General features: G+C 72.6%; 25 protein-coding genes and 2 pseudogenes. 19 read left to right on the top strand and 8 right to left on the bottom strand.

Translation table 11 applies throughout. The features are described from left to right. Positions 1-71 precede the first annotated feature (71 nt). The 3 genes from OHS82_RS15805 (at position 72) to OHS82_RS15795 (ending at position 2,370) form a co-directional block, all read left to right on the top strand. Positions 72-713 (top strand): DUF6758 family protein, encoded by a 642-nt coding sequence (locus tag OHS82_RS15805; RefSeq protein WP_057584339.1) that lies wholly within the window; start codon positions 72-74, stop codon positions 711-713. A gap of 112 nt (positions 714-825) precedes the next feature. Then, positions 826-1,683, top strand: coding sequence for a PHP domain-containing protein (locus OHS82_RS15800; RefSeq protein WP_057584338.1), 858 nt, complete (start codon positions 826-828; stop codon positions 1,681-1,683). Between the two features lie 81 nt (positions 1,684-1,764). Then, on the top strand, positions 1,765-2,370 hold the full coding sequence (locus OHS82_RS15795) for a MarC family protein (RefSeq protein WP_057584337.1): 606 nt from the start codon (positions 1,765-1,767) through the stop codon (positions 2,368-2,370). Positions 2,371-2,476: 106 nt separating this feature from the next. Here OHS82_RS15795 and OHS82_RS15790 read toward each other — a convergent pair whose 3' ends face one another. Then, a complete protein-coding gene (locus OHS82_RS15790) occupies positions 2,477-2,629 on the bottom strand; it encodes a hypothetical protein (RefSeq protein ID WP_107105381.1) in 153 nt (50 codons plus the stop codon). Between the two features lie 195 nt (positions 2,630-2,824). Here OHS82_RS15790 and OHS82_RS15785 point away from each other — a divergent pair, with 195 nt between their 5' ends. The 3 genes and pseudogenes from OHS82_RS15785 (at position 2,825) to OHS82_RS15775 (ending at position 4,685) form a co-directional block, all read left to right on the top strand. Continuing rightward, positions 2,825-3,721, top strand: a complete 897-nt coding sequence (locus tag OHS82_RS15785; RefSeq protein WP_057584336.1) for an NYN domain-containing protein — start codon at positions 2,825-2,827, stop codon at positions 3,719-3,721. Further along, positions 3,722-4,087: pseudogene (locus tag OHS82_RS15780) on the top strand (transposase); the annotation flags it as partial. 46 nt (positions 4,088-4,133) lie between these two features. Further along, positions 4,134-4,685 carry a S1 RNA-binding domain-containing protein gene (locus tag OHS82_RS15775; RefSeq protein ID WP_060897217.1) on the top strand — a complete coding sequence of 184 codons (552 nt, stop codon included), beginning with the start codon at positions 4,134-4,136 and terminating at the stop codon, positions 4,683-4,685. 305 nt (positions 4,686-4,990) lie between these two features. Here the strand turns inward: OHS82_RS15775 and OHS82_RS15770 are convergent, their stop codons facing one another. Beyond that, positions 4,991-5,719: a TetR/AcrR family transcriptional regulator gene (locus tag OHS82_RS15770; protein ID WP_057584333.1), complete on the bottom strand. Its 729-nt coding sequence runs from the start codon at positions 5,717-5,719 to the stop codon at positions 4,991-4,993. 89 nt (positions 5,720-5,808) lie between these two features. Between OHS82_RS15770 and OHS82_RS15765 the strand changes: the two genes are divergently transcribed. From OHS82_RS15765 to OHS82_RS15760, 3 genes and pseudogenes are all read left to right on the top strand, one after another. Further along, complete coding sequence (locus tag OHS82_RS15765) at positions 5,809-6,669, top strand: SDR family oxidoreductase (RefSeq protein WP_057584332.1); 861 nt, start codon at positions 5,809-5,811, stop codon at positions 6,667-6,669. 148 nt (positions 6,670-6,817) lie between these two features. Further along, positions 6,818-6,913, top strand: a pseudogene (locus OHS82_RS43530) (IS481 family transposase); the annotation flags it as partial. 41 nt (positions 6,914-6,954) lie between these two features. Beyond that, complete coding sequence (locus tag OHS82_RS15760) at positions 6,955-7,380, top strand: hypothetical protein (protein WP_328434047.1); 426 nt, start codon at positions 6,955-6,957, stop codon at positions 7,378-7,380. A gap of 267 nt (positions 7,381-7,647) precedes the next feature. Here OHS82_RS15760 and OHS82_RS15755 read toward each other — a convergent pair whose 3' ends face one another. Continuing rightward, entirely contained in the window at positions 7,648-8,514 is an 867-nt protein-coding gene (locus OHS82_RS15755; protein WP_328436066.1) for an alpha/beta fold hydrolase, read from the bottom strand. A gap of 198 nt (positions 8,515-8,712) precedes the next feature. Continuing rightward, entirely contained in the window at positions 8,713-11,364 is a 2,652-nt protein-coding gene (locus OHS82_RS15750; RefSeq protein WP_328434046.1) for a DEAD/DEAH box helicase, read from the bottom strand. Positions 11,365-11,871: 507 nt separating this feature from the next. Here OHS82_RS15750 and OHS82_RS15745 point away from each other — a divergent pair. Beyond that, positions 11,872-12,609: a ferritin-like fold-containing protein gene (locus tag OHS82_RS15745; protein ID WP_057584329.1), complete on the top strand. Its 738-nt coding sequence runs from the start codon at positions 11,872-11,874 to the stop codon at positions 12,607-12,609. Between the two features lie 129 nt (positions 12,610-12,738). Here OHS82_RS15745 and OHS82_RS15740 read toward each other — a convergent pair whose 3' ends face one another. The 4 genes from OHS82_RS15740 to OHS82_RS15725 form a co-directional block, all read right to left on the bottom strand. Next, entirely contained in the window at positions 12,739-13,008 is a 270-nt protein-coding gene (locus OHS82_RS15740) for a hypothetical protein (RefSeq protein WP_057584328.1), read from the bottom strand. A 251-nt stretch (positions 13,009-13,259) separates the two neighbouring features. Continuing rightward, the gene (locus OHS82_RS15735; RefSeq protein WP_020130831.1) at positions 13,260-13,487 is read right to left on the bottom strand and encodes a DUF3107 domain-containing protein; all 228 of its coding nucleotides are present in this window, start codon (positions 13,485-13,487) and stop codon (positions 13,260-13,262) included. A 143-nt stretch (positions 13,488-13,630) separates the two neighbouring features. Further along, complete coding sequence (locus OHS82_RS15730; RefSeq protein WP_057584327.1) at positions 13,631-14,272, bottom strand: TetR/AcrR family transcriptional regulator; 642 nt, start codon at positions 14,270-14,272, stop codon at positions 13,631-13,633. 181 nt (positions 14,273-14,453) lie between these two features. Continuing rightward, complete coding sequence (locus OHS82_RS15725; RefSeq protein ID WP_057584326.1) at positions 14,454-14,672, bottom strand: hypothetical protein; 219 nt, start codon at positions 14,670-14,672, stop codon at positions 14,454-14,456. A 286-nt stretch (positions 14,673-14,958) separates the two neighbouring features. On the opposite strand from OHS82_RS15725, the gene OHS82_RS15720 reads away from it, so the two are divergent. From OHS82_RS15720 to OHS82_RS15680, 9 genes are all read left to right on the top strand, one after another. Continuing rightward, positions 14,959-15,936, top strand: coding sequence for an alpha/beta fold hydrolase (locus tag OHS82_RS15720; protein ID WP_328434045.1), 978 nt, complete (start codon positions 14,959-14,961; stop codon positions 15,934-15,936). Positions 15,937-16,441: 505 nt separating this feature from the next. Then, on the top strand, positions 16,442-17,353 hold the full coding sequence (locus OHS82_RS43525; RefSeq protein ID WP_443061782.1) for a DUF3152 domain-containing protein: 912 nt from the start codon (positions 16,442-16,444) through the stop codon (positions 17,351-17,353). A 57-nt stretch (positions 17,354-17,410) separates the two neighbouring features. Then, entirely contained in the window at positions 17,411-17,503 is a 93-nt protein-coding gene (locus OHS82_RS15710) for an Ms4533A family Cys-rich leader peptide (RefSeq protein WP_328434043.1), read from the top strand. Between the two features lie 170 nt (positions 17,504-17,673). Continuing rightward, complete coding sequence (locus OHS82_RS15705; RefSeq protein WP_057584324.1) at positions 17,674-19,392, top strand: ABC transporter substrate-binding protein; 1,719 nt, start codon at positions 17,674-17,676, stop codon at positions 19,390-19,392. 4 nt (positions 19,393-19,396) lie between these two features. Then, positions 19,397-20,440: an ABC transporter permease gene (locus OHS82_RS15700; protein WP_057584323.1), complete on the top strand. Its 1,044-nt coding sequence runs from the start codon at positions 19,397-19,399 to the stop codon at positions 20,438-20,440. A 98-nt stretch (positions 20,441-20,538) separates the two neighbouring features. Continuing rightward, positions 20,539-21,543 (top strand): ABC transporter permease, encoded by a 1,005-nt coding sequence (locus tag OHS82_RS15695; protein WP_057584741.1) that lies wholly within the window; start codon positions 20,539-20,541, stop codon positions 21,541-21,543. Further along, positions 21,540-23,237, top strand: a complete 1,698-nt coding sequence (locus OHS82_RS15690; protein WP_057584322.1) for a dipeptide ABC transporter ATP-binding protein — start codon at positions 21,540-21,542, stop codon at positions 23,235-23,237. Before OHS82_RS15695 ends, OHS82_RS15690 begins: the two co-directional genes overlap by 4 nt. 188 nt (positions 23,238-23,425) lie before the next feature. Beyond that, entirely contained in the window at positions 23,426-25,213 is a 1,788-nt protein-coding gene (locus OHS82_RS15685; RefSeq protein WP_328434042.1) for a DUF3492 domain-containing protein, read from the top strand. Further along, positions 25,210-26,589, top strand: coding sequence for a hypothetical protein (locus tag OHS82_RS15680; RefSeq protein ID WP_328434041.1), 1,380 nt, complete (start codon positions 25,210-25,212; stop codon positions 26,587-26,589). Before OHS82_RS15685 ends, OHS82_RS15680 begins: the two co-directional genes overlap by 4 nt. The last annotated feature ends 172 nt before the right edge of the window (positions 26,590-26,761 follow it).

The following is a 26,761-nucleotide window of genomic DNA, read 5'->3' as shown; positions in this document are numbered from 1 at the left end:
GGGCAACCGGTTCGGTCCGGACGGGTGATCGTCCTTGACGTGGACGTGCTCGGGTAGGACCGTGGGGCTCTATGAGGGGCGAACCCAGTTGCCCGAAGTGTGGTGGCCGGGTCAGGGCTCCCGGACTCTTCGCCGATTCCTGGCAGTGCGATGTGCACGGGACGGTCCATCCGCTGCAGCCTGTGATCCCGCCCAGCGTCGAGGCGCTCAGTGTCGTCGTGCACCGCACCCAGGTGCCGGTGTGGATGCCGTGGCCGCTGCCGGTCGGCTGGCTCTTCACGGGCGTGACCTACGCGGGCGACGACCGCAGCGGCGGCCGTGCCACCGCGGTGGCCTGCTCCGGGCCCGCACCGCTCGGCGGCATGGGTGAGCTGATCCTGGTCGCCGAGGAGCTCGGCGTCGGTCTCGGCGCACGCTACGCCGGCGTCGACGGGCCGGACCCGGGGCCGTACATGAGCGTCGAGAAACCTCCGCAGGCCAAGCTCCTCGCCGCAGGCCGGCCCACACCGCTGTGGCACGTCTCGGCCACTCCCGACGATCGCGCGGTCTTCGCGGGCGAGGCGCGGGGGCTGTGGCTCTGGGCGGTGGTGTGGCCCGAGCAGTCCGGCCTGCTCATGTACGACGAGCTGGTGCTGACGGATCTGCGGGACGCGGGGGCGGAGGTGGATCTGGTGCCCTGCGGGGCGCTGTCGCCGCGCCTCCTCGAGCCGTAGCTGCCTCCGCGTGTAGGGGGTGCAAGGGGGTTTCGGGTGTGACAGAGGCGGTCTGATTTCCGGCTATGCTGGAGCGTCCCCATCCGCCCGTCCCCCGACTGGAGTCCGCGTCGTGCGCATCGATCTGCACTGCCACTCCACGGCCTCGGACGGTACGGACACCCCGGCCGAGCTGGTGCGCAACGCCGCCGCCGCCGGACTGGACGTCGTCGCGCTGACCGACCACGACACCACGCGTGGACACGCCGAGGCCGTCGCCGCGCTGCCCGAGGGGCTGACCCTCGTCACCGGCGCGGAGCTGTCCTGTCGTGTCGACGGGATCAGCATGCACATGCTGGCCTACCTCTTCGATCCCGAGGAGCCCGCTCTGCTCGCCGAACGCGAGCTGGTGCGGGACGACCGGGTGCCCCGGGCGCGCGCGATGATCGCCCGGCTGAACGACCTGGGCGTGCCCGTCACCTGGGAGCAGGTGGCGCGGATCGCGGGTGAGGGTTCCGTCGGACGTCCGCATGTCGCCACCGCCCTGGTCGAGCTCGGCGTCGTGCCGACCGTGAACGACGCCTTCACCGGGGACTGGCTGGCCGACGGCGGCCGGGCCCACGTCGGAAAGCACGAGACCGACCCCTTCGAGGCGATCCGGCTGGTCAAGGGGGCCGGCGGGGTCACCGTCTTCGCGCACCCGGGCGCGAGCAAGCGGGGGCGCACGGTGCCGGAGGCGGTCATCGGCGAGCTGGCGGCCGCCGGTCTCGACGGCATCGAGGTCGACCACATGGACCACGACGCGGACACCCGCGCCAGGTTGCGCGGGCTGGCCCGCGACCTCGGGCTGCTGGTCACCGGCTCCTCGGACTACCACGGCAGCCGCAAGACGTGCGTGCTCGGCGAGTACACCACCGACCCCGAGGTGTACGGGGAGATCACCCGGCGGGCGACGGGCGCGTTCCCGGTGCCGGGCGCCGGCGGAGCCTGACCGGGCCGACGCGCCCGGCCCGCTCCCGACCTCCCTCTCCCGTCCGCCCGCCCTCCCTCCCTCCCGCAAGGCTTCGCACTGATGTTCGACGTTGCCGTTTTCGGCTCCCTCTTCCTCACTCTCTTCGTCATCATGGATCCCCCCGGGATCACCCCGATCTTCCTCGCGCTCACCGCCGGACGGCCCGGCAAGGTGCAGAAGCGGATGGCCTTCCAGGCCGTCTGCGTGGCGGGCGGCGTGATCGCCGTCTTCGGACTGCTCGGGCACCAGATCCTCGACTACCTGCACGTCTCCGTGCCCGCGCTGATGATCGCGGGCGGGCTGCTGCTCCTGCTGATCGCGCTCGACCTGCTCACCGGCAAGACCGACGAGCCGAAGCAGACCAAGGACGTCAACGTCGCGCTCGTCCCGCTGGGCATGCCGTTGCTGGCGGGCCCCGGCGCCATCGTGTCGGTCATCCTCGCCGTGCAGAAGGCGGACGGGATCGCGGCTCAGGCGTCGGTCTGGGCGGCCATCCTCGCCATCCATGTCGTGCTGTGGCTCGTGATGCGGTACTCGCTGCTGATCATCCGGGTCATCAAGGACGGCGGCGTGGTCCTGGTGACCCGGCTGGCGGGCATGATGCTCTCCGCGATCGCGGTGCAGCAGATCATCAACGGTGTCACCCAGGTCGTCCGGTCGAGCTGACCGGCCCTCGCGGCCGGCGACCCGCAACGCGCAGGCGCGTGGACACGCGGAGCCCCCTACGGCGGTGCCGTAGGGGGCTCGCAAACCTGTATGGGGACCCGCGCTGTTACGAGGCCGTGGGGTCGGCCGGACGGATCCACAACCGCTGCCCGATGGCGGCGGCCTGCTGAACGATCCGGTTGACGGAGGCGGCGTCCACGACGGTGCTGTCCACGGGGGTTCCGTCGACGTCGTCGAGTCGCATGATTTCGAAGCGCATGGCTTCTCCCTTCGTCTGGTCATCCTCCTGAGGAGAACTACTCGGTTACATAGGGAGTCAACGGCATGCGTGTTACAAACATTCCCTACGCTAAAGAAATTTTTCGAACGACTAATTACTAGCGAGTAAGGGAGCTTGGGTCGACTGAACGGGACCGGTTGTGTTCGCAGCGTGACCACCGGGACAATGGAGGCGATGAACGACGACCTCCCGGCCCTCGCCGCCCGCATCGACCGCACGAACGAGCTGCTGACCCGCATGCTCGCCGAGGTGGCCAAGACGCCCTCGACCCACGCGATCTTCGTCGACGCGGGGTACCTGTACGCGGCGGCGGGGCGTCTGGTGGCCGGGACCGAGGACCGCCGGGCCTTCGACCTCGACGCCGAGGGCCTGATCGAGGCGCTCATCGACCGCGCCCGCTCGATCTTCGCCGACAGTCGGCTGCTGCGGGTCTACTGGTACGACGGCGCCCGGCGGCGCATCCACACCGCCGAGCAACAGTCCATCGCCGAACTGCCGGACGTGAAGGTGCGGTTGGGCAACCTCAACGCCAACAACCAGCAGAAGGGCGTCGATTCGCTGATCCGCACGGACCTCGAGTCACTGGCCCGGCACCGGGCCATCAGCGACGCGGCCCTGCTGGGCGGCGACGAGGACCTCGTCTCGGCGGTGGAGGCCGCGCAGGGCTACGGGGCCCGCGTCCATCTGTGGGGCATCGAGGCGCCGGAAGGCCGCAACCAGGCCGACCCGCTGCTCTGGGAGGTCGACAGTCAGCGCACCCTCGACCTCGACTTCTTCAAGCCCTACGTCTCCCGGCGCACCGCCGCGGCCTACGAGGCGGCCGGCGCGAGCCGGCCCACCCGCGAGGCCGTCCGCTTCGCCGGCGCGCAGATCGCGGCCAAGTGGCTGGGCGCGCGGGGCAGGGAGAGCCTGGCCGAACTGCTGCCGGGCCACCCCTACCTCCCCGGCTCCGTCGACCAGGACCTCCTCGTGGAGGCCGAGGGCATCCTGCAGTACTCGCTGCGCGGTCAGGCGGACCTGCGGCGCGCACTGCGGGACGGCTTCTGGGAGCACGTACAGACCCAGTACTAGCTCCGCGCCGCCCGGCCCGACGGTGCACCGATCTACGTGATCATGGACAACTCGTCCGCCCACAAGGGCACGGACACCCGTCGTTGGGCGAGGAAACACAAGGTCGAGCTGTGCTTCACCCCGACCTACGCCTCGTGGGCGAACCCGATCGAGGCCCACTTCGGACCGCTGCGGCAGTTCACCATCGCCAACTCCCATCATCCAAATCACACCGTCCAGACAAGGGCGCTGCACGCCTACCTGCGCTGGCGCAACGCCAACGCCCGCCACCGTGACGTCCTGGCCGCCGAGCGCAAGGAACGCGCCCGCATCCGCAGTGAGAAGGGCATCCGCTGGGGCGGACGCCCCCTCAAAACTGCAGCGTGATCGCCCTTCCCGCCGAGTGCGCAGCTCCTTGTGAAAGGCTGAGAGCATGATGGGCGGACGGTCCGAAAACCCAGAACTCTGGGCGTTCCTAGAATCACTGCACTACGGCGACATCCTTTCCGGCACCGTCACAGCGATCGAACGGTTCGGCGTGTTCGTGGCACTGGACGACGGCCCCGACCACCCGGTCTTCCCCGGCGTCGGGTTCATCACGATCCCCGAACTGTCCTGGCGCCGCATCGAAACCACCTTCGACGTGGTACAGGTCGGACAGCACGTCTCAGCCGAGTTCCTCCAGTTCGACACATGGAACCTGGAGGCCAGACTGTCCTTGCGGGCGACACAGCCGGACCCCTTCCAAACATTCGCCGACCGCACCGCGGTGGGGCAGAAACTGCACGGACGGGTCACCAAACTGATTCCGTTCGGCGTCTTCGTCCAGGTCGCCGACGGGATCGAGGGACTGGTCCACCTGCGAGAGCTCGCATCGACGCCTGTGGAAAGTCCGTCAGATGTCGTCCAGGCCGGCGACGAGGTCACGGTCGTCGTCACAGAAATCGACCGGGAGCGACGCAGGCTGGTTCTCTCTCGACGATAAAGCTCCTCCGACCACTCGTGGCTCCCGCACGTTCCCGCGACGGTCCTCGCACCAGCGTTCCTGAGCATCTGAGCGCCCGCTCGGCGCAAGGAAGACCCCGCTCCAACCCGGTGGACCTAGGTGTATTGACCACGAGCGTTGTTGACAGTGGGTGGCGGAGACGTGATCAAGGCTGGAGGCGCGTTACGGGCAAGGGGGAGCCAGCCGGAGCCGTGTGGTCGCCCACTGTCTCGTCCGGTGGACGCCGCTTCATCGCACGATCTCTCCTCGGAAGGTTCAACCTGCACGAGGGCGCCTGAGCGCGATCAGGCATGCGGCGCGCCACCGTCCGCCGCCAGGCGCGTGAGCCACTCACGCAGCAGGCGCTGCTCGGCGTCGCTCAGGACATCGGCGTCGTCGGGGAGAGCGGCGCGCAGCGCGCGGGCCGCTGCGGCGGGACCGGACTCCGCGGTGGGGACCGCCGGCTCGGCGCGGGTGACGGCCGCGACCATGGACTCGCGCAGGACGGTCAACAGCGCCGGATTGCGGCGGTCCGCGGGGGTGGAGTGCCAGGTGGTGACCGCGCCCTGGCCGGTGGCCTGGATGATCTGGGCGGCCAGCTCCTCGTCGACCCGCAGCCACCCCCCGGCCGCCAGCCGACGCACCCGCCCATGGAGGATCTCCAGGCCCGCGCGGTGTGCTGCGTCCGATCCCCGGCCGGTGGCCCTGTTCATCACCGCGAACAACTCGGGGCGACAGACCCCGAACTCGACCACCATGTCCCAGCCGCGGCGCAGCTCCTCCACCGGGTCCTGCGGAGCGGGGTCGAGCTGCGCGCGCTTTCTCTCCAGGAACTGCGCGTAGCCGTGCTCGGCGACGGCCTCAAGGAGCCCGTCCTTGTCGCCGAAGAGGCGGTAGATCGCCGGCGGCTGCACTCCGGCCGCGGCGGCGACCGCGCGAGTGCTCGCCGCGTCAGGGCCGCCGTTCTCCAGCAGCTCGACGGCCGCCTCGACGATGCGGCGCCGAAGGCTGTCGGTGGAGTCGCGCGTAGCCATGAACCGATGGTACCGAAAATTTGGTTCCACCGGAATTTCCAGTGTTACCGTTGAAGTGATTCCACTGGAAATAGTGTCGGGAGAACCCAATGATCATCGTGACCGGAGCCACCGGAAAGCTCGGCCGCGCCACCGTCGAGCGCCTCCTGGAGCGTGTCCCCGCCGACCGCGTCGGCGTCAGCGTCCGCGACCCCCGCAAGGCCCAGGACCTCGCCGACCGCGGCGTACGCGTCCGGCAGGGCAGCTTCGACGATCCCGCCTCGCTCGTGCACTCCTTCGAGGGCGCCGAACAACTGCTCCTCGTCTCCCTCGACCGCACGGGCCAGGAGTGCGTCACCGGCCACCGCGCCGCCATCGACGCCGCCGTGAAGGCCGGCGTCGGCCGCATCCTCTACACCAGCCAGATGGGCGCCGCCCACGACTCCCGGTTCCAGGCATGCCGCGACCACGCCCAGACCGAGGACCTGCTGCGCGCCACCGGCCTGCCCTGGACCGCGCTGCGCAACGGCTTCTACGCCTCCAGCGCCCTGCAGTTCCTGGAGTCCGCCCGCCACACCGGCGACATCTCCCTCCCCGCCGACGGCCCTGTCGCCTGGACCGGCCACGACGACCTCGCCGAGGCCACCGCGGTGATACTCGCCGAGGAGGCCCGCTTCGAGGGGGCCACCCCGCCACTCACAGGCCCGGCGGCGCTCGACTTCGACACCATCGCCGAGAGCGCGTCCCAGACCACCGGACGGCCCTTCACCCGCACCGTCGTCCCCGACGACGTCTTCCGAGAGCAGGTCCTGGCGCACGGCGCCCCGGCCCCGATCGCCGACCTGATGCTGAGCATCTTCGCCGCGGCGCGGAATGGCGAGTTCACCGCTGTCGACTCGACGCTGGGTGAGCTGATCGGCCGAAAGCCCGCTACCTTTCGTACCCAGTTGGAGCATGCCTGGGCCGAATAGATCCAGTGGGGCGCGCAGACGGCTCCGGCCTGACTCTCCGCCCACAAAAGGCTCGCCCTCTATCGCCCGAGGACGTCGATCACCAGATCGGCGGCCTCGGGCACAAACTCAGTCCGCATCAGATTCCGCACCATCCCAGAGGTTCCCCGTGCCCCACCCCCATGCCCGGCTGACCATCCACGGCAGACGACTCCTCGTCGACCGGGTCCGCGCCGGCAGGCCCATCGCCCATGTCGCCGAAGAAACCAGGCGCTCCGCTTCACTCTCGACCGTGAGGACCCTGTAATGACCAGCTCGATCAACCGTCGCTTGCTTGTGGCCGGTGCGACCGCCACGGCGCTGCTGACCCTCAGCGTCTTCTGCGGCAGCGCCAACGCGTCAGCCGCCCCCGCCACCTCTGCGGCTGCCGCCGGCCCGTGCAGAGACACTCTCACCAGCCACAACTTCGCGGTGTACCTCGACAACAACTGCGTCGAGTTCATTTTGGAGGTCTCGGGCATGACCGGGAACACGGTGACCCTGGTGCGAGGGGCGGCCCATAGCCAGGCCTTCACCGACTTCATTCTTTCGAGCCGACGCAAGAACTTCAGCGTTGCGTTGCTTGATTCCCAGAACAGAACGATCAAGCAGTACAACTTCCGCAATGCGCAGGCTATCCGCTACGGCGGTGGAAGTGTCACGTTCCAATTCCAAGAGATCGTCATATCGTAGGGCAGTTCGCTGCGAGTCTTGCTGCGGATCTCCGGCACCGTCCTCAGCTGCAGGGCGAAGTCGCAGTCGAAGTGACCTTGTGAGTGCGCCGGTTGCCGAAGCGTAACGAGTTGTGCCGGGTGGGCGGCCTGTCCGTCGCCGCCTGCCTGGCCAGGTCGCCCGCTCGTTCCCGCGACGGTCCTCGCACCAGCGTTCCTGAGCATCTGAGCGCCCGCTCGGCGCAAGGAAGACCCCGCTCCAACCCGGTGGACCTAGGCGGTCACAGCACTAGCTCCGTGGGGTGTTCGCGAGGCCGTCCCAGAAGTCGGCGAGACCGGCGGCCGTCAGCAGCGGCTGGTCCTGGTTGGGGGAGTGGTCGGCGTCCGGCACGACCGTCCGGTGCGCCCGCAGTTGCGCGGCCATCGCGTCGAGGAGCGGCACCGGCCAGGTGTCGTCCGATGCGCCCGACAGGACGTGGAACGGCAGCGGGACGGCGGCGAGCTCCGCGACCCGGTTCGGTTCGACGCACAACCGGCGTCCCGTGACGAGGAGTTGGGCCGGCTTGTGGTTGATCCAGCGCTGCCGCATCCGGGCCGGTCCGGCGAAACCGCGGGCCGGTCCGCCGATCTCCTCCGGCGCGCCCATCGCCAGGATGGTCTGCCAGACCTCGGCCATGGTCATCACCGCGAGCGCGTCGTGCAGCAGCTTCACGCGCTGCTTCTGGGACTCCGAGATCTCCGCCGGGCCGGAGGAGACGAGCGTGAGCGAGACGAACGGGGAGTGGTCCAGGAGGACCGCGGCGCGGGCGATCTGCCCGCCCAGGGAGTGGCCGACGAGATGCACGGGCGTGCCGAGAGCAGACGCCTGCGCGAGTACGTCACGGGCCAACTCGCCCTGGGCGTAAGGTGCTTCGTCGTCGGCGGGGCCGTCGGACTCGTTCTGTCCCCGGCCGTCCACGGCGACGGTCCGGTAGCCGCGGGCGGCGAGCGGTCCGTGCAGCCGGTGGAAGTCCTCCTTGCTCCCGGTGAACCCCGGCAGCAGCAGCGCGACACCCCGCTGCTCCACACCGGCGGCCACGGGCGCGTCGACCACGGCGAACGCCCCGCGCGAGGTCCGCAGCGGGTACGCGCGGGCGCCGGGCGGCGGTGGGAACACGGTCTGCGCGGCGGGCGCGCCGGGCGCCGCGGAGCGGGTGGGCACGACGTCGCCGGGCCCGGCGGGGCTGACGGGCGGCTCGGCGGAGAGGGCGGGCTCGCTGGGGTCGGTCACGGGGGGAGAGTACCGGGGGCCGGGAAACGCCGAGGGCCCGGTCCACAGGGTGTGGACCGGGCCCTCGCGCGCGAACTCGCCGGCTCAGCCGTCCGTCGGCTCCGCGACGGCCTTGGCGGCAGCCGTCTTGCGGGTGCGGCGCGGCTTGACGGCCTCCGTCTCCTGCGTGGCCTGGACCGGGATGTCGGCCGTGGCCTTGCGGACCGCACGGCGGCGGGGCCCCGGCTCCGCGCCTTCGGCCGTCTCGACCGCTGCCTCGGCCGGGGCCGCGTCGGCGGCGGCCACCTTGCGGGTGCGCCGCGGCCTCGCGACGGCGGCCTCCGCGACCGGCTCCGCCTCGGTGACCTGGGCGACCTCGGCGGCCTTGGCGGCGGCCGTCTTGCGGGTGCGGCGCGGCTTGACCTCGATGCCCTCGACGCCCTCGGCGGTGTCGACCGCGGCCACGGCGGGAGCCGCCGTCTTGCGGGTGCGGCGCGGCTTGACCTCGGCCTCGGGAACCGCCGGGGCCTCGACGGCGGTGACGGCAGCGGCGGTCTTGGCGGCCGCCGTCTTGCGCGTGCGGCGGGGCTTGGCCTCGGTGGCCTCGGCCGTGTCCACGGCGGCCTCAGCCGCGGCCGGGGCCGTCGCCGTGGCCTTGGCGGCCGTCTTGCGGGTGCGGCGCGGCTTGGCCTCGGTCGCCTCGGCCGTGTCGACCGCGGCGCTCGCCTCGGCCGTGGCCGGGGTGGACGCGGCGGTCTTGCGGGTGCGGCGCGGCTTGACGGCTTCCGCCTCCTGCGCGACCTGGGCCGGGATGTCGGCCGTGGCCTTGCGGGCGGTGCGGGTGCGCGGCGCGGTCTCGGCCGCCTCGGCGGTGTCCACCGCGGTCTCGGCGGCGGCGGCCGTCTTGCGGGTGCGGCGCGGCTTGACCGCGGGCTCCACGGCCGCGGCGGCCTCCGGGGCCACCTCGACGCTCGTGACGGTGTCGACCGCTGCTTCGGCCGGGGCCGTCGCCTTGCGGGTACGGCGGCGCGGCGCGGCAGCCACCACGGGCTCGGCCGGCTCGGCCGCTTCGGCCGTGACGGTCGGCTCCGCCGTGTCGGCGACGGGCTCCGCCGTCCTGCGGGTACGGCGGCGGCGCGGCTTGGCCGCCTCGGCCGTGGTCTCCGGCGTGTCGAGGGCGGGGCCCTCCGCCGTCGTCACGGCCGTCTCCGCCGCCTCGGCGGCGGGCTCGACGGCCGTCACGGGGGCGACGGCCTCCGGCGCGGACCCGTTGCGGGTGCGGCGGCGACGGCGCGGGGTGCGCGGGCCGGCGGCCTCCTCGGCCACGGGCGTCCGCTCGGCGACGGGCGCCTGCTCCAGTGCGGTCCCGGCGGGCGCCGCAGCCGCGTCGATGGGCGAGCCGTTGCGGGTACGACGACGGCGACGCGGCGTACGGGCTGCCCCCTCGCGGTCGTCGGAACGGTCCGCCGAGCGCTCTGCGGAGCGTCCGCCGGAACGGGAGTCGCCGCGGCCGCCGCGGCCGCCGCGGTCACTGCGGTCACCGCGACCGCGTGCACCACGGCCGCCCGGCTCGCCCAGGTCCTCGAGCTCCTCCGCGTCGAGCCCGGCACGGGTGCGCTCCGAGCGCGGCAGGACGCCCTTGGTGCCGGCGGGAATGCCGAGTTCCTCGAAGAAGTGCGGAGAGGTGGAGTACGTCTCCGGCGGGTCGCTGAACTCGAGCTCCAGCGCCTTGTTGATGAGCTGCCAGCGCGGGATGTCGTCCCAGTCGACGAGCGTGATCGCGATGCCCTTGGCGCCCGCGCGGCCGGTACGGCCGATGCGGTGCAGGTACGTCTTCTCGTCCTCGGGGGACTGGTAGTTGATGACGTGGGTGACGCCTTCGACGTCGATGCCGCGGGCGGCGACGTCGGTGCAGACGAGCACGTCGACCTTGCCGTTGCGGAAGGCGCGCAGGGCCTGCTCGCGGGCGCCCTGGCCGAGGTCGCCGTGGACCGCGCCGGAGGCGAAACCGCGCTGCTGGAGCTGGTCGGCCAGGTCGGCCGCCGTGCGCTTGGTACGGCAGAACACCATGACCAGGCCGCGGCCGTCGGCCTGCAGGATGCGGGCGACCATCTCGGGCTTGTCCATGTTGTGCGCGCGGTACACGTGCTGCTTGGTGTTCGCGACGGTGCGGCCCGCGTCGTCCGGCGAGGTGGCGTTGATGTGCGTGGGCTGCGACATGTAGCGGCGTGCGAGACCGATGACCGCGCCCGGCATGGTCGCCGAGAACAGCATGGTCTGGCGCTTCGCCGGAAGCATGTTGATGATCTTCTCGACGTCGGGCAGGAAGCCCAGGTCGAGCATCTCGTCGGCCTCGTCGAGGACGAGCGACCGGATGTGCTTGAGGTCGAGCTTCTTCTGGCCCGCGAGGTCCAGCAGTCGGCCCGGGGTGCCGACGACGACGTCGACGCCCTTCTTCAGGGCCTCGACCTGGGGCTCGTAGGCGCGGCCGCCGTAGATGGCGAGGACGCGCACGTTGCGCACCTTGCCCGCGGTCAGCAGGTCGTTGGTGACCTGCGTGCACAGCTCACGCGTGGGGACGACGATGAGCGCCTGCGGGGCGTCGGTGAGGTCCTCGGGGCGGGCGCGGCCGGCCTCGACGTCGGCGGGGACGGTCACCCGCTCGAGGAGCGGGAGGCCGAAGCCGAGCGTCTTGCCGGTGCCCGTCTTGGCCTGTCCGATGACGTCGGTGCCCGTCAGGGCGACCGGGAGCGTCATCTCCTGGATGGGGAAGGGGGTGGTGATGCCGACGGCCTCGAGGGCTTCGGCGGTCTCGGAAAGGATTCCGAGCTCTCGGAACGTAGTCAGGGTGCTGCCTCTTCTGTGTACGCGGTGCGAGGCGAGCGCGGGGGTCGTGACGGACCGTGCCGGGGACGTCGGATGCCTTACGGGCGAACCGCTCACGGCAAGCCGTATGGCACGGGACCTCTGCCGACGCTCTAGCGCTCGTACCGCTGAGGGTGTCCCTCTGGCCGGCGTACGCGATGTGCCGTACGAGCCATGAGGGCTGTCGGGTCGGAGCCGATCGGGCCACCGACCGGGCATCCTCATACGTGCGGCCCGTCGAATATTCGGCAGGCGCATTACCACCATACCCCGGAATCGCGCACATGCGATGGCCGATTCGGTCACGTTGTGGTTGTCACAGTGCCTGGACCGGTCCGTCGCGTCTTCGTCGTCACACTGACTGACCAGGGACTTCCACCCCGCGACGAGCGGGCTATTGTGCGCTTCATGACGACCTCTGACAAGCCCGAGATCACCGCCACCGGAATCGCGGCCCAGGACTGGACGACGGCCTCCGCCGATCCGCAGTACCGTGCCGCGGTCGTGGACCTGTTGGGCGCGTTGGCGTACGGCGAGCTGGCGGCGTTCGAGCGGCTCGCGGAGGACGCCAAGCTGGCGCCCACCCTGGCGGACAAGGCGGAGCTGGCGAAGATGGCGTCGGCGGAGTTCCACCACTTCGAGCGGCTGCGGGACCGGCTCACGGAGATCGGTGAGGAGCCGACGCTGGCCATGGAGCCGTTCGTGGCCGCGCTCGACGGCTTCCACCGGCAGACGGCCCCCTCGGACTGGCTGGAGGGTCTGGTCAAGGCGTACGTCGGCGACTCGATCGCGAGCGACTTCTACCGTGAGGTCGCGGTGCGCCTGGACACCGACAGCCGCGCTCTGGTGCTGGCGGTGCTCGACGACACCGGGCACGCCGGTTTCGCCGTGGACCGGGTGCGCTCGGCCATCGACGCGGAGCCGCGGGTGGGCGGCCGGCTCGCGCTGTGGGCCCGGCGGCTGATGGGCGAGGCCCTGTCGCAGTCCCAGCGGGTGGTCGCGGACCGCGACGCGCTGTCGACGATGCTGGTGGGCGGGGTCGCGGACGGCTTCGACCTCGCCGAGGTGGGCCGGATGTTCTCCCGGATCACCGAGGCGCACACCAAGCGGATGGCCGCGCTGGGCCTCGCCGCCTAGGGCGCCCTGGGAGCCGCCGGCGGCGGACCTCGGGCGGGTCGGTGGCGTCGGGTGGGCCGCTGACGTCCGGTGCAGGACGGGCCGGGTGCCTCGGCCCGGCGGCCCCGGCGGCTCGGCGGCCCCTGGGGGTTACGCCGGCGCGGATCGTCGGCGCAGTCCCCCGGCGGGGCGCAGCAGCAGGGAGAGCGAGGCGGCGGAGATGATCGCCGCGCCGAGGAGGCTCGGCAGGAAGGTGCCGGGGCCCAGCGCGCTGTGGGTGACGAAGTCACCGAACAGGGCTCCGGCGATGCCCGTCGCGAAGACGAGCGTGCGGACCGGCAGGCGGTGGGAGAGGCGGGTGACCGCCGCCCACGCGAGCACGAGACCGAGCACAGCGGAGCCGAGCGCTTCCAAGATCATTTGGGTCCCTCCCAGGCGGCGGGGCTGTGCACCAACGTCGTAGCGCGTCATACCCGTGACCTGCGGAATGCAATCCTCCTGCGTGGGCGCGTCGTGCTCCTTCCGTGGAAAGGGACGGACGGGGAGAACGGGGCGCGATGACAGTGGTGGGACGAGCCGCCGCGAGGCGGCGGCGGGCCCGGGGACGCACGCAAAGGGGAGGGGCCCGGCGACCGTGTCGGTCGCCGGGCCCCTCCCGCGGATCGCTGCGCCTACAGTGCGCCGAAGCCCACCTTGCGCGGGGCGGGCTCGCCCAGCTCGACGTAGGCCAGACGGTCGGCCGGGACCAGGACCTTGCGGCCGTGCTGGTCCACGAGGCTGAGCAGCTGCGACTTCCCGGCCAGGGCCTCGGCCACCACGCGCTCGACCTCCTCGGGAGTCTGACCGCTCTCCAGAACGATCTCGCGAGGCGCGTGCAGCACGCCGATCTTGACCTCCACGGCTATGTCCCTCCGACGGTCATGAGATGCGCGGGCGTCCGCGCCGTACGCTGCACACATTAGCCCGGTGAGGGGACGTACACGGTGCGCCCGTCCACGCCAGGAGCGAACAGCGGGCGGGAACAAACGCCCGCCCCGCCCGCTCAGTGCTGATCGATGCCGTGCAGCGGGAACCCCGCGATGCCCCGCCAGGCCAGCGAGGCCAGCAGCTGCACCGCCTGGTCGCGCGGCACGCTGCGGTCGCTGTGCAGCCAGGAACGTGCCACGACCTGCGCCAGACCGCCGAGGCCGGAGGCGAGCAGCATCGACTCCGCGCGGGAGAGGCCGGTGTCCTCGGCGATGACCTCGCAGATCGCCTCGGCGCACTCGCCCGTGACCTTGTCGACGCGCTCGCGCACCGCGGGCTCGTTCGTCAGGTCCGACTCGAAGACCAGGCGGAAGGCGCCGCCGTCGTCCTCGACGTACGCGAAGTAGGCGTCCATGGTCGCCCGGACGCGCTGCTTGTTGTCGGTCGTCGACGCGAGCGCGCCGCGCACGGCCTGGATCAGCGACTCGCAGTGCTGGTCCAGGAGGGCGAGATAGAGATCGAGCTTGCCCGGGAAGTGCTGGTAGAGCACCGGCTTGCTGACGCCGGCCCGCTCGGCGATGTCGTCCATCGCGGCCGAGTGGTAGCCCTGTGCGACGAAGACTTCCTGGGCGGCGCCCAGCAGCTGGTTCCGCCGGGCACGGCGCGGCAGGCGTGTGCCCCGCGGGCGCGCCGCCTCTGTCTGCTCGATGGCTGTCACGCCGCCTCCCAAAGTCGTCCTCTTGCGGTGAGCGCCGCGTCGCCATCGTACTTTTCGGTAACCCCGGTGTGCGCGGTGCGAACGCAGAATTTCACGGACTGGACGAGGACAGAAGTGGTCGAGATGGTTTCGAAACGGTAGGTTCCGGGCATACTCGCCCCCCGGTCCAGCTCAGCGCCCTTCAGCGGTAGTCGTCCTCGTCGATCGAGACGACGCGCGCCTGTTCGGCGAGATCGGCCTCGTTGGCCCGAGCGGGATCGGCGTCCTCCAAGGGGTCGTCGCGCTCCTGCGTGACGTCCGCGTACTGCTCTGCGGCGTCCTCCTCGGGCGCCTCCACGTCGATCTCCCCGAAGTCGTCGTCCTCGTCGAAGGCTTCCGGGTCGGTGGGGTCAACGGTCATGGCGGGCTCCCTTCCTACGAACGCCCCTGCTAACTGCGGGGGCCACCAGCGGGTGCCCTCGATACGAGCCTAGGAGACACCCGTTTCGGACGCTATGCGATCGCTGTGCGCAGTGCCCCCGATTCCCGCAGGTATGACCCCTGGGGGCGGATCTGCCCGGCCCCGGTCCGGTGACCGCGTGCCCGCGGCTCGCGCAGGCGTGCGGACCGCCCCATCGGGCACACCGCCCACGCGTGTGACGGCGAACACACAAGACCGCGCGTGATCGTCTCGTAACATTGCCCGCATGTCTTCGACCGAGCTCCCCTCCGTGCCGCCCACCAGCGTGCTGCCGAAGGCGGCCGCCGTACGGGTCGCGGAGGGCGAGCGGCTGCGGACCGTGGGCCTGCCCGGCGTCACGCTGACGGTCCGCTCGCGGCCCCCCGCGCGCGCGGGACTGCAGCCGGCGCTGTACGTGCACGGCCTCGGCGGCTCCTCGCAGAACTGGTCCGCGCTGATGGCCGTGCTCGACGGGGTGGTGGCCAGCGAGGCCGTCGATCTCCCCGGCTTCGGCGACTCCCCGCCACCGGACGACGGCGACTACTCCATCACGGCACACGCGCGTGCCGTCATCCGCTACCTCGACGCGGCCGAACGCGGCCCCGTGCATCTCCTCGGCAACTCCCTCGGCGGCGCGGTGGCCACGCGGGTCGCCGCGGTCCGCCCGGATCTCGTGCGCACCCTGACGCTGGTCTCGCCCGCGCTCCCGGAGCTGCGGGTGCAGCGCACCGCGGTCCCCACGGGCCTGGTCGGCCTGCCCGGCGTCGCCGCGCTCTTCAGCCGGCTCACCCGTGAGTGGACGGCCGAGCAGCGCGTCCGCGGCGTGATGGGCCTCTGTTACGGCGATCCCGGGCGGGTCAGTCCGGAAGCGTTCCGGGACGCGGTGCAGGAGCTGGAGCGCCGGCTGCAACTGCCGTACTTCTGGGACGCGCTGACGCGTTCGACGCGCGGACTGCTGAGCGCCTACACGCTGGGCGGGCAGCACGGGCTGTGGCGCCAGGCCGAGCGGGTCCTCGCCCCCACGCTCCTCGTCTACGGCGGCCGTGACCAGCTCGTCGGCTACCGCATGGCGCAGCGCTCCGCCCGCGCCTTCCGCGGCTCCCGTCTGCTGACGCTGCCCGACGCCGGTCACGTGGCGATGATGGAGTACCCCGAGACGGTGGCGAGAGCCTTCCGGGAGCTGCTGGCCGACACCGCGGCCGCGACCGAGACCCCCGGGGGCTGAGGCCGACGTGGGACGTCACAGCCGGCGTGGACCCGCGCCCAAGCGTGCGGGGGACGGCGCCCCCCGGGGCGCGTCATCGGCGGCCCCTCAGGGGGGTCCCGCAGGACCGGTCCAGGGAGACGTGCGCGGCGGCCGCACCCAGGCTCCGCCCCTCGGCCTCGACGGCACCCCCGGGCACGGCGTGCCCCGCTTCGCCGACGGGACGCCCGCGCACGGGTTTCCGCAGGCCCGCGGCTCTCACCCCGAGCAGCGTGAGACCGGAGGCGGCTGGGGTGACTTGAGAGCGCGCCAGCCGGGTACCGGGCAGCCCGTGATACCGCGTCAGCGACCAGTTCCCCCGAGCGGCCCGGGCCAGGCCCCCCGTCCTTCCGGTCGTGGGGCTCGCCAGGGGCCACGCCAGGACTACCTCGACGCCTTCGGCGCCGACGAGGAAGACGACGTCTTCACGCGCGCGAGACCGACGTACGCGCCGCCGCGCCCCCGGGAGCGAGCCCCGCACGCCCCCGTGCCCGCAGCGGACGCCGTCTCCCGCGAGAGCGCCCCGGTCGCCGCCGACGGCCGGGGCGACGGCATGCCGCCCGCCGGCCGGTCCGTGTCCGCCGCCAGGAGCGGCAAGGGGCGGGCGTTCACCGGCATCGCGGCCGCCGCCGTCACCACGGTGCTGGCCGTGGTGGTGGCCGGACAGGTCACCGACGGGCGGGACGACGAGGCCGTCCGGTCCCAGTCCGCGACAGAGCGGGCCGAACGGGGCTTCGCCGACGACGCCACGCGCGGGGACGACCGGCCGAGCCCCTCGGTGTCGCCCGGCGTCGTCACGCTGACCTACGCGCAGAAGATGTCCGCCAAGTACCCCCTGGCCGCCGGGCTCAAGGGGTCGGGGAGGTTCGACGCGATCGCGGGCGTCGCCAAGGCGCCCGGCAAGGGGCGGAAGTACACCTACCGCGTCGACGTCGAGCAGGGGCTCGGGCTCGACGGCGAACTCTTCGCCCAGGCCGTGCAGAAGACGCTCAACGACGACCGCAGCTGGGCCCACGGCGGCGCCCGCACCTTCGAGCGCATCCACTCGGGCAAACCCGACTTCGTCATCACGCTCGCCAGCCCGGGCACCACCGCCGAGTGGTGCGCCAAGTCGGGTCTGGACACCACCGAGGACAACGTCTCCTGCGACTCGGCCGCCACCGAGCGCGTGATGATCAACGCGTACCGGTGGGCGCAGGGCTCGTCGACCTTCGGCGACGCGATGTACGCCTACCGGCAGATGCTGATCAACCACGAGGTCGGCCACCGGCTCGGCTTCGGCCATGTCACCTGCGACAAGGACGGCGAACTCGCGCCGGTCATGCAGCAGCAGACCAAGTTCCTCGACCACGACGGGATCCACTGCCGACCCAACCCCTGGGCCTTTCCCGGTAGTTGACGCGGGGCAACGGAGATCACATTGACATGCCCGGAAAGGTCGGCCATATTTCTGGGCATGTCGCCCCGTCCCACCTCTGCGCGCGCCGCCATCGAGCTGGCGCTCATCGGTGTGACCACCCTCTGCGTGGCCGACATTCTCTGTAGCTGACGCCCGCCTCTGGCGTTCGCGTCGCGACCCCTGCTTCTCGTCCGTGCCGCCTCATGCCCGCGCATGAGGCGTCCACGGCTCTCTCGACGACCTGACGCCCGGGCGGACGTCCGCTTCCGCATGTCTCATCCCTTGTCAGTTCGTCTCATCATTCGAGAGGTCGTATTTCGATGCGTCAACCGTCCCGCACAACGCGCCGCGTGGCCGCGGCATCCGTCAGCCTGGTCGTGGCAGCGGGCGCCGCCGCCTGCGGGCCGGCTGACAACGATGCCAAGGCCTCCGCGGGCGACGCCACGCCCCACCGGGGCGGCACCCTCACGATCCTCAACCGCAACCCGCAGCAGGACTTCGACCCGGCGCGTCTCTACACCTCCGGCGGCGGCAAGGTGCCCTCCCTGGTCTTCCGCACCCTCACCACCCGCAACCGCGAGAACGGCGCCGCCGGCGCGAAGGTCGTACCCGACCTCGCCACCGACACCGGGCGCCCCAACGCGGACGCCACCGTGTGGACGTACACCCTCAAGGAGGGCCTGAAGTACGAGGACGGGACCGCGATCACCTCGGCCGACGTCAAGTACGGCATCGAGCGGTCCTTCGCACCCGAGCTGTCCGGCGGCGCCCCCTACCTGAGGGACTGGCTGGTCGGCGCGGCCGGATACCAGGGGCCGTACAAGGACCCCGAGGGGCTCGCCTCCATCGAGACGCCGGACAGCCGCACGATCGTCTTCCACCTGAACAAGCCCGAGGGCGAGTTCCCCTACCTGGCCACCCAGACCCAGTTCGCGCCGGTGCCGAAGGCCAAGGACACCGGCACCAAGTACGAGGAGCACCCGGTCTCGTCCGGCCCCTACAAGGTCGTCAGGAACGAGAACGACGGCGAGCGGCTCACCCTGGAGCGCAACACCCACTGGTCCGCGAAGACGGACGCCGAGCGCAAGGCGTACCCCGACAGGATCGACGTACGGTCCGGGCTCGACTCCTCCGTGATCAACCAGCGGCTGTCCGCGTCCCAGGGGGCGGACGCCGCCGCCATCACCACGGACACCAACCTCGGCCCGGCCGAGCTCGCGAAGGTCAGCGGCGACGGCAAGCTCGCCGCGCGGGTCGGCACCGGCCGCTTCGGCTACACCAATTACCTCGCGTTCAACCCCAAGGTGAAGCCCTTCGACGACATCCGCGTCCGGCAGGCGATCGCGTACGCCGTCGACCGTTCGTCGGTGGTCAACGCGGCCGGCGGGTCCTCGCTCGCCGAGGCCGCCACCACCTTCCTGCCGAACCAGAAGTCCTTCGGCTACCGGCCCTACGACCTGTTCCCGGCCGGGAAGACCGGCGACGCGGCCAAGGCGAGGGAACTGCTGAAGGCGGCCGGCCACCCGAACGGACTGACCATCACGCTCACCCATTCCAACAACCAGGACTTCGAGACCAGCCCCGAGATCGCGACCGCGGTGCAGGACGCGCTCAAGAAGGCCGGCATCACCGTCGAACTGAAGGGTCTCGAGGACAACGACTACTCCGACACGATCCACGACGTGAAGACCGAGCCCGGCTTCTTCCTCGCCCACTGGGGCGCCGACTGGCCGTCCGGCGGTCCGTTCCTCGCCCCGATCTTCGACGGCCGGCAGATCGTCGAGGACGGCGCGAACTTCAACACGGGCCTCCTCGACGACAAGGCGGTCAACGCCGAGATCGACGCGATCAACAAGCTGACCGACCTCCAGGCCGCCGCCAAGAGGTGGGGCGCCCTGGACGAGAAGATCGGCGGACAGGCCCTGACCGTCCCGCTGTTCCACCCCGTCTACAAGCGGCTCTACGGCGAGGACGTCCGCGGCATCGTCATCAGCGACTGGGACGGCGTCCTGGACCCCTCGCAGGTCGCGGTGAAGTAGCACCGTGAGCGAGACAGCCACCCAGGCGGCCGTCGAGGCCGTCGCCGTCCGGGCTCCCGGGACGGACCCCGCGTCCGTCCCCGGAGCCTCGGGGGCCCGCCAGTTCTGGCGGCGCCTGCGGGCGCAGCGCGCCGCCCTCGTCGCGGCGGTCGTCGTCGCGCTGCTCGTCCTGGTCGCGCTCGCCGCGCCGCTGCTCACCGCCCTCGAGGGCCAGGACCCGACCACCTACCACCCCTCCCTGATCGACTCCGCGCGCGGGGGCGTGCCCATCGGTCCGCTCGGCGGCGTCAGCGGCGAGCACTGGCTCGGCGTGGAACCGCAGACCGGCCGCGACCTGTTCGCCCGGCTCGTGCACGGCGCGCGGGTCTCGCTGGGCGTCGCGCTGGCCGCGACGGTCATCCAGGTCGCCATCGGCGTCACCCTGGGCATCGCCTCCGCGCTCGGCAACCGATGGGTCGACCAACTGCTGAGCCGGATCACGGACGTCTTCGTCGCGCTGCCGCTGATGATCATGTCGTTGGCGCTGCTCGCGATCGTCCCGGCGAGCTTCCCGCGGCCCCTGCTGGTCACCCTGGTGATCGGCCTGATCTCCTGGGGCAACATCGCCAAGGTCGTGCGCGCCCAGACGCTCACCCTCAAGAACCTCGATCATGTGTCCGCGGCCCGCCTCAGCGGCTGGGGCTCGTGGCGGATCGCCCGCCGCGAGCTGCTGCCGGGCCTCGCCGGTCCCGTCATCACCTACGCGGCCCTGCTCGTGCCGCAGAACATCACCGTCGAGGCCGCCCTGTCCTTCCTCGGTGTCGGAGTGAAGCCGCCCACGCCGTCCTGGGGGCAGATGCTCACCGCCGCCGACGTCTGGTACCAGGCCGCACCGCAGTACCTGCTGCTGCCCGCCGGCGCACTCTTCGTGACCGTCCTCGCCCTCACCGTCCTCGGCGACGGCGTGCGGACGGCCCTCGACCCGCGCGCGGCCTCCCGACTCCGCGTGGGGACGGGACGCCGCCGGGAGAACAGGGCGGCCGCCGCCCGGAAGGAGGCGTCGTCGTGAACGGCTCCAAAGGCCTCGACCGCTCCCGGAGCGTCGACCGCTCCTACGGCTTCAACCGCTTCAAGAGCCCCAACCGCCTCAAGGGACTCGGCAGGTCCGTGGGCACGGCCGGTCTGGGCGGCTTCGTGCTCCGCCGGACCGTCGGCACGGTGCTCACCCTGCTCGCCATCTCGGTGATCGTCTACGTCGTCTTCTACGTCACTCCCGGCGACGTCGCCCAGATCACCTGCGGCCCGCGCTGCTCGCCGGAGCAGGTGCACCAGGTGGCGCTGCAACTGCACCTCGACGACCCGCTGTACGTGCGCTACGGGCACTTCCTGGAGGGCCTGGTCGCCGGCCAGGACTACTCCACGGGCACCTCGGCGGAGCACTGCGCGGCGCCCTGCCTCGGGCTGTCGTACCAGAGCGACCAGCAGGTCACGCAGCTGATCCTGGCCAAACTGCCGGTGAGTCTCTCGCTCGTGTCCGGGGCGATGGTGCTGTGGCTCGTCCTCGGCGTGGGCGCCGGGGTGCTGTCGGCCTGGCGACGCGGCCGCTTCACCGAGCGCGCGCTGACCGCCGTCACCCTGGCCGGCACCGCCACGCCCGTCTTCGTGATCGGCCTCATCCTGATGATCGTCGTCTGCGGCGAACTGCGCCTGCTGCCGTTCCCGCAGTACGTGAACCTCGCCGACGATCCCGAACAGTGGGCCTGGAACCTGCTCCTGCCCTGGCTCTCGCTCGCCCTCATCGAGGCCGCGTCGTTCGCCCGGCTGACCCGCTCGTCGATGCTGGAGACCCTCGCCGAGGACCACATCCGCACCTTCCGCGCGTACGGCGTCGGCGAGCGTTCGATCATCGGGCGACACGCGCTGCGCGGGGCCGTCGCGCCGGTCATCGCGCTGAACGCCAACAACTTCGGCTCCGCGGTCGGCGGCGCGGTGCTCACCGAGACCCTGTTCGGGCTCCCCGGCATCGGACAGGAGCTGGTGCACGCGGTCACCGTCGTCGACCTGCCGGTGGTCGTCGGGATGGTCCTGGTCATCGGCTTCTTCGTGGTCCTCGCCAACGCCGTCGCGGACGTCCTGTACGCGGTGGCCGACCGACGGGTGGTGCTGGCATGAGCCTGGTGGAAGTCACGGACCTGACGGTCGGATTCGGCGCCCTTCGCGCCGTCGACGGCCTCTCCTTCCGGCTGGCGCAGGGCGCCGCCCTCGGCCTGGTCGGCGAGTCCGGTTCCGGCAAGTCCACGGTCGCCTCGGCGCTGCTGGGGCTGCACCGGGGCACGGGCGCCGCCGTCGGCGGCTCGGTACGCGTCGCAGGGACCGACGTCCTGACCGCGTCCGACGAGGAACTGCGGCGGCTGCGCGGCGGTGGCGCGGCGATGGTCTTCCAGGACCCGCTGTCCTCCCTCGACCCCTACCACGCGATCGGCGACCAGATCGCCGAGGTGCATCGCGTGCACGCGCGTGTGTCGCGCCGCGCGGCACGCGCGCGTGCGGTGGAGGTGCTGGACCGGGTCGGCATCGCGGACGCGGCCCGCCGGTCCAGGTCGCGTCCGCACGAGTTCAGCGGCGGGATGCGCCAGCGCGCCCTCATCGCCATGGCGCTGGCCTGCGAGCCCGACCTGCTGATCGCCGACGAGCCGACCACCGCGCTGGACGTGACCGTCCAGGCCCAGATCCTCGACCTGCTGCACACGCTGCGCGAGGAGACCGGCATGGGGCTGCTGCTGGTCACGCACGACGTGGGCGTGGCCGCGGAGAGCGTCGACGAGGTCCTGGTCATGCGCCATGGACGGGTCGTCGAGCAGGGACCGGCGGGATCCGTGCTGGCCGCGCCGACGGAGGCGTACACCCGCGCCCTGCTGCGGGCCGTGCCGCGCGTGGACGTGCCCCGCGCGGCGGTGTCCCGCGTGGGCACGCCCGGTGCGGACGGGTCCGGTGCGGAGGTGGACGTGCCCCCTGGCGAGGACGTGCCCCCGGACGTGGACGCGCCCGCGGGGGACGTCGTTCTGGAGGCGACGGGGCTGCGGCGCGCGTTCGGGCGCGGGAAGCGGTCGATCGCGGCGGTGGACGGCGTGTCGCTGACGGTCCGCCGCGGCGAGACCCTCGGCGTGGTGGGGGAGAGCGGCAGCGGCAAGACGACGCTCGGCCGGATGCTGGTCGGCCTGCTGGAGCCGACGGAGGGCGAGGTCCGGTACGAGGGGAAGGCGTCGTCGGGGGTGAACCCGGCCGTCCAGATGGTCTTCCAGGACCCCGTTTCCTCCCTCAATCCCCGCCGCAGCGTGGGGGAGTCCATCGCCGACCCGCTGCGCGCGCGGGGCGATCGCGACGAGACGCTGATCAGGGGGCGCGTGGCGGAACTGCTGGAGCGCGTGGGGCTCGAGGCGGCGCACCACGACCGCTACCCGCACGAGTTCAGCGGCGGTCAGCGTCAGCGCGTGGGCATCGCCCGGGCGCTCGCGGCCGACCCGCGCGTCATCGTCTGCGACGAACCGGTCTCCGCGCTCGACGTGACGACGCAGGCCCAGGTCGTCGCGCTGCTCGGCGAGCTGCAGCGGGAGCTCGGCCTGGCGCTCGTCTTCGTCGCCCACGACCTCGCCGTGGTCCGCCAGGTCAGCGACCGGGTCGCGGTGATGCGGCACGGGCGCGTCGTCGAGGAGGGGCCCGCCGACGAGGTGTACGGGAGACCGGGCGATCCGTACACCAGGCAGCTCCTGGCCGCCGTGCCGGCTCTCGACCCGGCGGTCGCCGCCCGCAGACGCGCGGAGCGGCGCACGGCGCGAACGGGTGCCGTCCCCGGACACGCGGCGTGACGTTGCGCAGTCGGATGATCTCTTAGCGCGACCGAACGCGACCCGCACGGGAAAGTTACGACCGTTCACCCCTTTTGGTGGCGCGACGGACAACCGTCCGTCGCGCCACCGCCTTGTCCGCATACGTTCTTCCCGCTGCGAGCCGCCGGGTCAACGACGGCTCACCAAACGGGAGATCGGGAGTGCGCGTGCGCATCGGACTGCTGACGGAGGGTGGCTATCCGTATGTGAGCGGTGATGCCGGACTCTGGTGCGACCGGCTCGTGCGCGGGCTCGGGCAGCACCAGTTCGAGGTGTACGCGCTCAGCCGGACCGAAGACCAGGAGGGCGCCGGCTGGGTCGCGTTGCCGCCGCAGGTCAGCCGCGTGCGCACCGCACCGATGTGGACGGCGCAGGACGACGGGGTGGTGCACGGCCGGCGTGCGCGCCGGCGTTTCGCCGAGTCCTACGGGGAACTGGCGGCCGCCCTGTGCGAGGCGGACCCCTCGGACGCGGTCGCCCTCCCGGAGGCCGCGCCGACCACTCAGGCGGACCGTTTCGCCACCGCGCTGTACGGCCTCGCCGAACTCGCCCGCGACGAGGGCGGCCTGGTGGGAGCACTCCGCTCGGAGGGCGCCGTGCGCGCCCTGGAGCGGGCCTGCCGCGCGCCCGGCGCGCTGCGCACGGCGCGCGAGGCGCGCGTACCCGATCTGCTCGCCGTCGCCGCGCACCTCGAAAGCGCCCTGCGCCCCCTCTCGCTCGACTGGTACGACGACCAGGGCGACGAGGGCGGCCGAGGCCTCGGCGCGGTCGACGTCTGCCACGCCGCGTCCGGCGGCCCGGCCGCCCTGCCCGGGCTCCTCGCACGCCACTTCTTCGACGTGCCGCTCCTGGTCACCGAGTACGGGGTGAGGCTGCGCACGCACTACCTGAGCTCGGGGCAGGGCGCCTCCCCGGCGGGTCCCGGGAGCACGCCGTCCGCCCGGTCCGCCCCCGCCGCCCCTCCCGCCGTGCGGGCCCTGCTCGCCGCCTTCCACGGCCGGCTCGCGGCCGAGGTCTACCGGCAGGCGGCGTGCGTCACGCCCGGCAACGCGCACGCCCGCCGCTGGCAGGAGCGGTGCGGTGCCGACCGCGCCAAACTGCGCACCGTCTACCCGGGCATGGAGACGTCCCGCTTCGCCGAGGTGGGCGACTCCCCGGACACCGCCGACCCGCACACGCTGGTCTGGGTCGGCCGGGTGGAACCGGCGAAGGACCTGGTGTCCCTGCTGCACGCCTTCGCGGAGATCCGCAAGGGGGAACCCCGCACCCGGCTGCGGATCATCGGCGCGCCGTCCGGCGAGGAGGGCCGGGCCTACCTCGGCCACTGCCGGATGCTGGCCGCCCAGCTCTTCCCCGACGAGGCGGACGGACCGCACGCCGTCGGCGACAACCCGGTGTCCTTCGAGGAGATCGGCGGCCCGGAGTCGGCCACCCTCGCCGAGGCGTACGCGGCCGGGGCGGTCGTCGTCCTGTCCAGCGTCGTCGAGGGCTTCCCGGTCGGCCTGGTCGAAGCGATGCTCTGCGGCCGGGCGACCGTGTCGACCGACGTCGGCGCGGTGGTCGAGGTCATCGGAGGCACCGGCCTGGTCGTCCCGCCGCGCAACCCACGGGCGCTCGCGGACGCCTGCGCCGCGCTGCTGCACGACCCCGAGCGCCGTGCACGTCTGGGCGCGGCAGCCCGCGCCCGCGCCCTCGAACTGTTCACCGTCGAGCAGAACGTCACGGCGTTCCACGGCATCTACCTCGAGCTCGTCTCCCAGGCCCCGATGCGTCGGTTCCTCTTCGACGACGACGGCGACCCCCGACCGTTCGCCGTCCCGCCCGAGGCCTGTCTGCCCGGCCTGTGGACCGGCCCGGGCGCACCGGTCACCGCCCGCCCGGGCCCGGCCTGGGCGGCGACGGGTCCGCAGGGCCGGGACGCCTCGCCGGTCGCCGCGACGGAGGGAGCACGATGAGCGGGCTGGACGAACTGGACCGACCGGAAGCACCCCGTGACGCCGGCTCCGCTGCCGGTGCCCTTGCCGGTGCCACCGCCGCCGACGCCACTTCCGCCGTCGACGCCACTTCCGGTGCCGACGCCACTTCCGGTGCCGTCGACGGGGTCCCCGCGGGCATCCCCGGTCGCGCCGACGCGCGTGCCGCTCGCGGTGCCGGCGATGCCGTCGGCGCCCGCTCCCGCTCCCGCGTCCACGCCGACGAGGGCGCCGCGACCGGCGGTCCGGGCCCGGCCGCGCCCCGCCGCGGCGGCGTGGACCCGGTGAAGACCCTGATGCACCGTCACCGCGAACTGTGCGAACGGGCCGTCGACCCGCTGGAGATCGCGGCCGCCCTGGAGGCCCACGGGGTCACCGACCGTACCGCCGCACGCTTTCGGCACCGGGACGTCTTCTCCCTCGCCGAGGAGATGTACGCCCGGGTCCCGCGCGACGGGGACGCGCCGCCGCTCGCCGCGCGCACCGCCGCCCCGCGGCCCCGCCTGGACTGGGCGCTGCTCACCCTGCTGCCCGGCGTCCTGTGCGCCGCCACCGTGACCGGCGTGCGTCTCACCCACGGGCGCACGGCTCTCCTCGTCGCCGCCGCGGGCCTCCTCGCCGTCGTCCTCGCCATGCACGCGGCGCTGCGCCGGGGGCCGTTGGGCACGCACCGCGACGCCCACCCCGGCCCGCACCGGACGGAGGCCTGGACCTGCTGGCTCCTCGCCTACGCGGCGCTCGGCGACAGCCTCCTGCGCGCCGCCGTCGGCGGCGGCCCGGACGGCCTGCCCGACGGGACGGCGGCCGGTCCCTGGCCCGTGGCCGCCGCTCCGCTGCTCGCCCTCACCCTGGCCTGCGCCCCCGCCGCCTGGTGCGCCCACCTTCTTGCCACCCGGGCCCGCCGCCGCCTGGACGCCAGCCGCGGCCTCGACGAGTTCGCCGCCTCCGTGCAGCCGTTGCTGCTCGGCGTCTTCGTTCTCTTCCTGGGCGCGCTCGCCGCACTGACCGCGCTCAGCGCGGCCGTCCTGGGCGAGACCGCCGGATACGGCCACACCCTCACACTGGGCGGCCTGCTCTTCCTGGCCCGCCTGCTCATCGTGCACGGCTTCACCCACACCCCCGCGGTCGTCCTCGGGACGGCCGGCGCGGCCGAGGCGCTGGCCCCGGCCGCGGTCTTCTCCGGCCGCCTGCCCGGCTGCGACTTCCTGGCCGTGCCCGTGGAGGACCTGGTCACCGCCTGGGGCCCGGGCGGCGTTCCGTTCCTCGTCTGCGGCAGCGCGGCCCTGGCCCTCCTGGCCCATGCCGCCCGCACGCTGTCCCGGGCCTCGGCCCACGCGGGAACGGACCAGCCGTGCTGACGCGAGCCCGCCCCCGCCGAACCCCGCCGCCACCGCGGCCACCCCACCCGGCGCATCCCCCACCGTGCCCCGACCGCACGACGCCCGCGCACTCCGCCGCAGCCCACCGCAACACCCCCGAAGGAGAGACCAGATGACCACCTCCCGATCCGGAGCGACCGCAGCCACCGGG

It is taken from the genome of Streptomyces sp. NBC_00425 (assembly GCF_036030735.1).
Taxonomy (GTDB): Bacteria; Actinomycetota; Actinomycetes; order Streptomycetales; family Streptomycetaceae; genus Streptomyces.
Note: the sequence above shows the minus strand (reverse complement) of the source record. Positions and strands in the feature narration are given on the sequence as shown.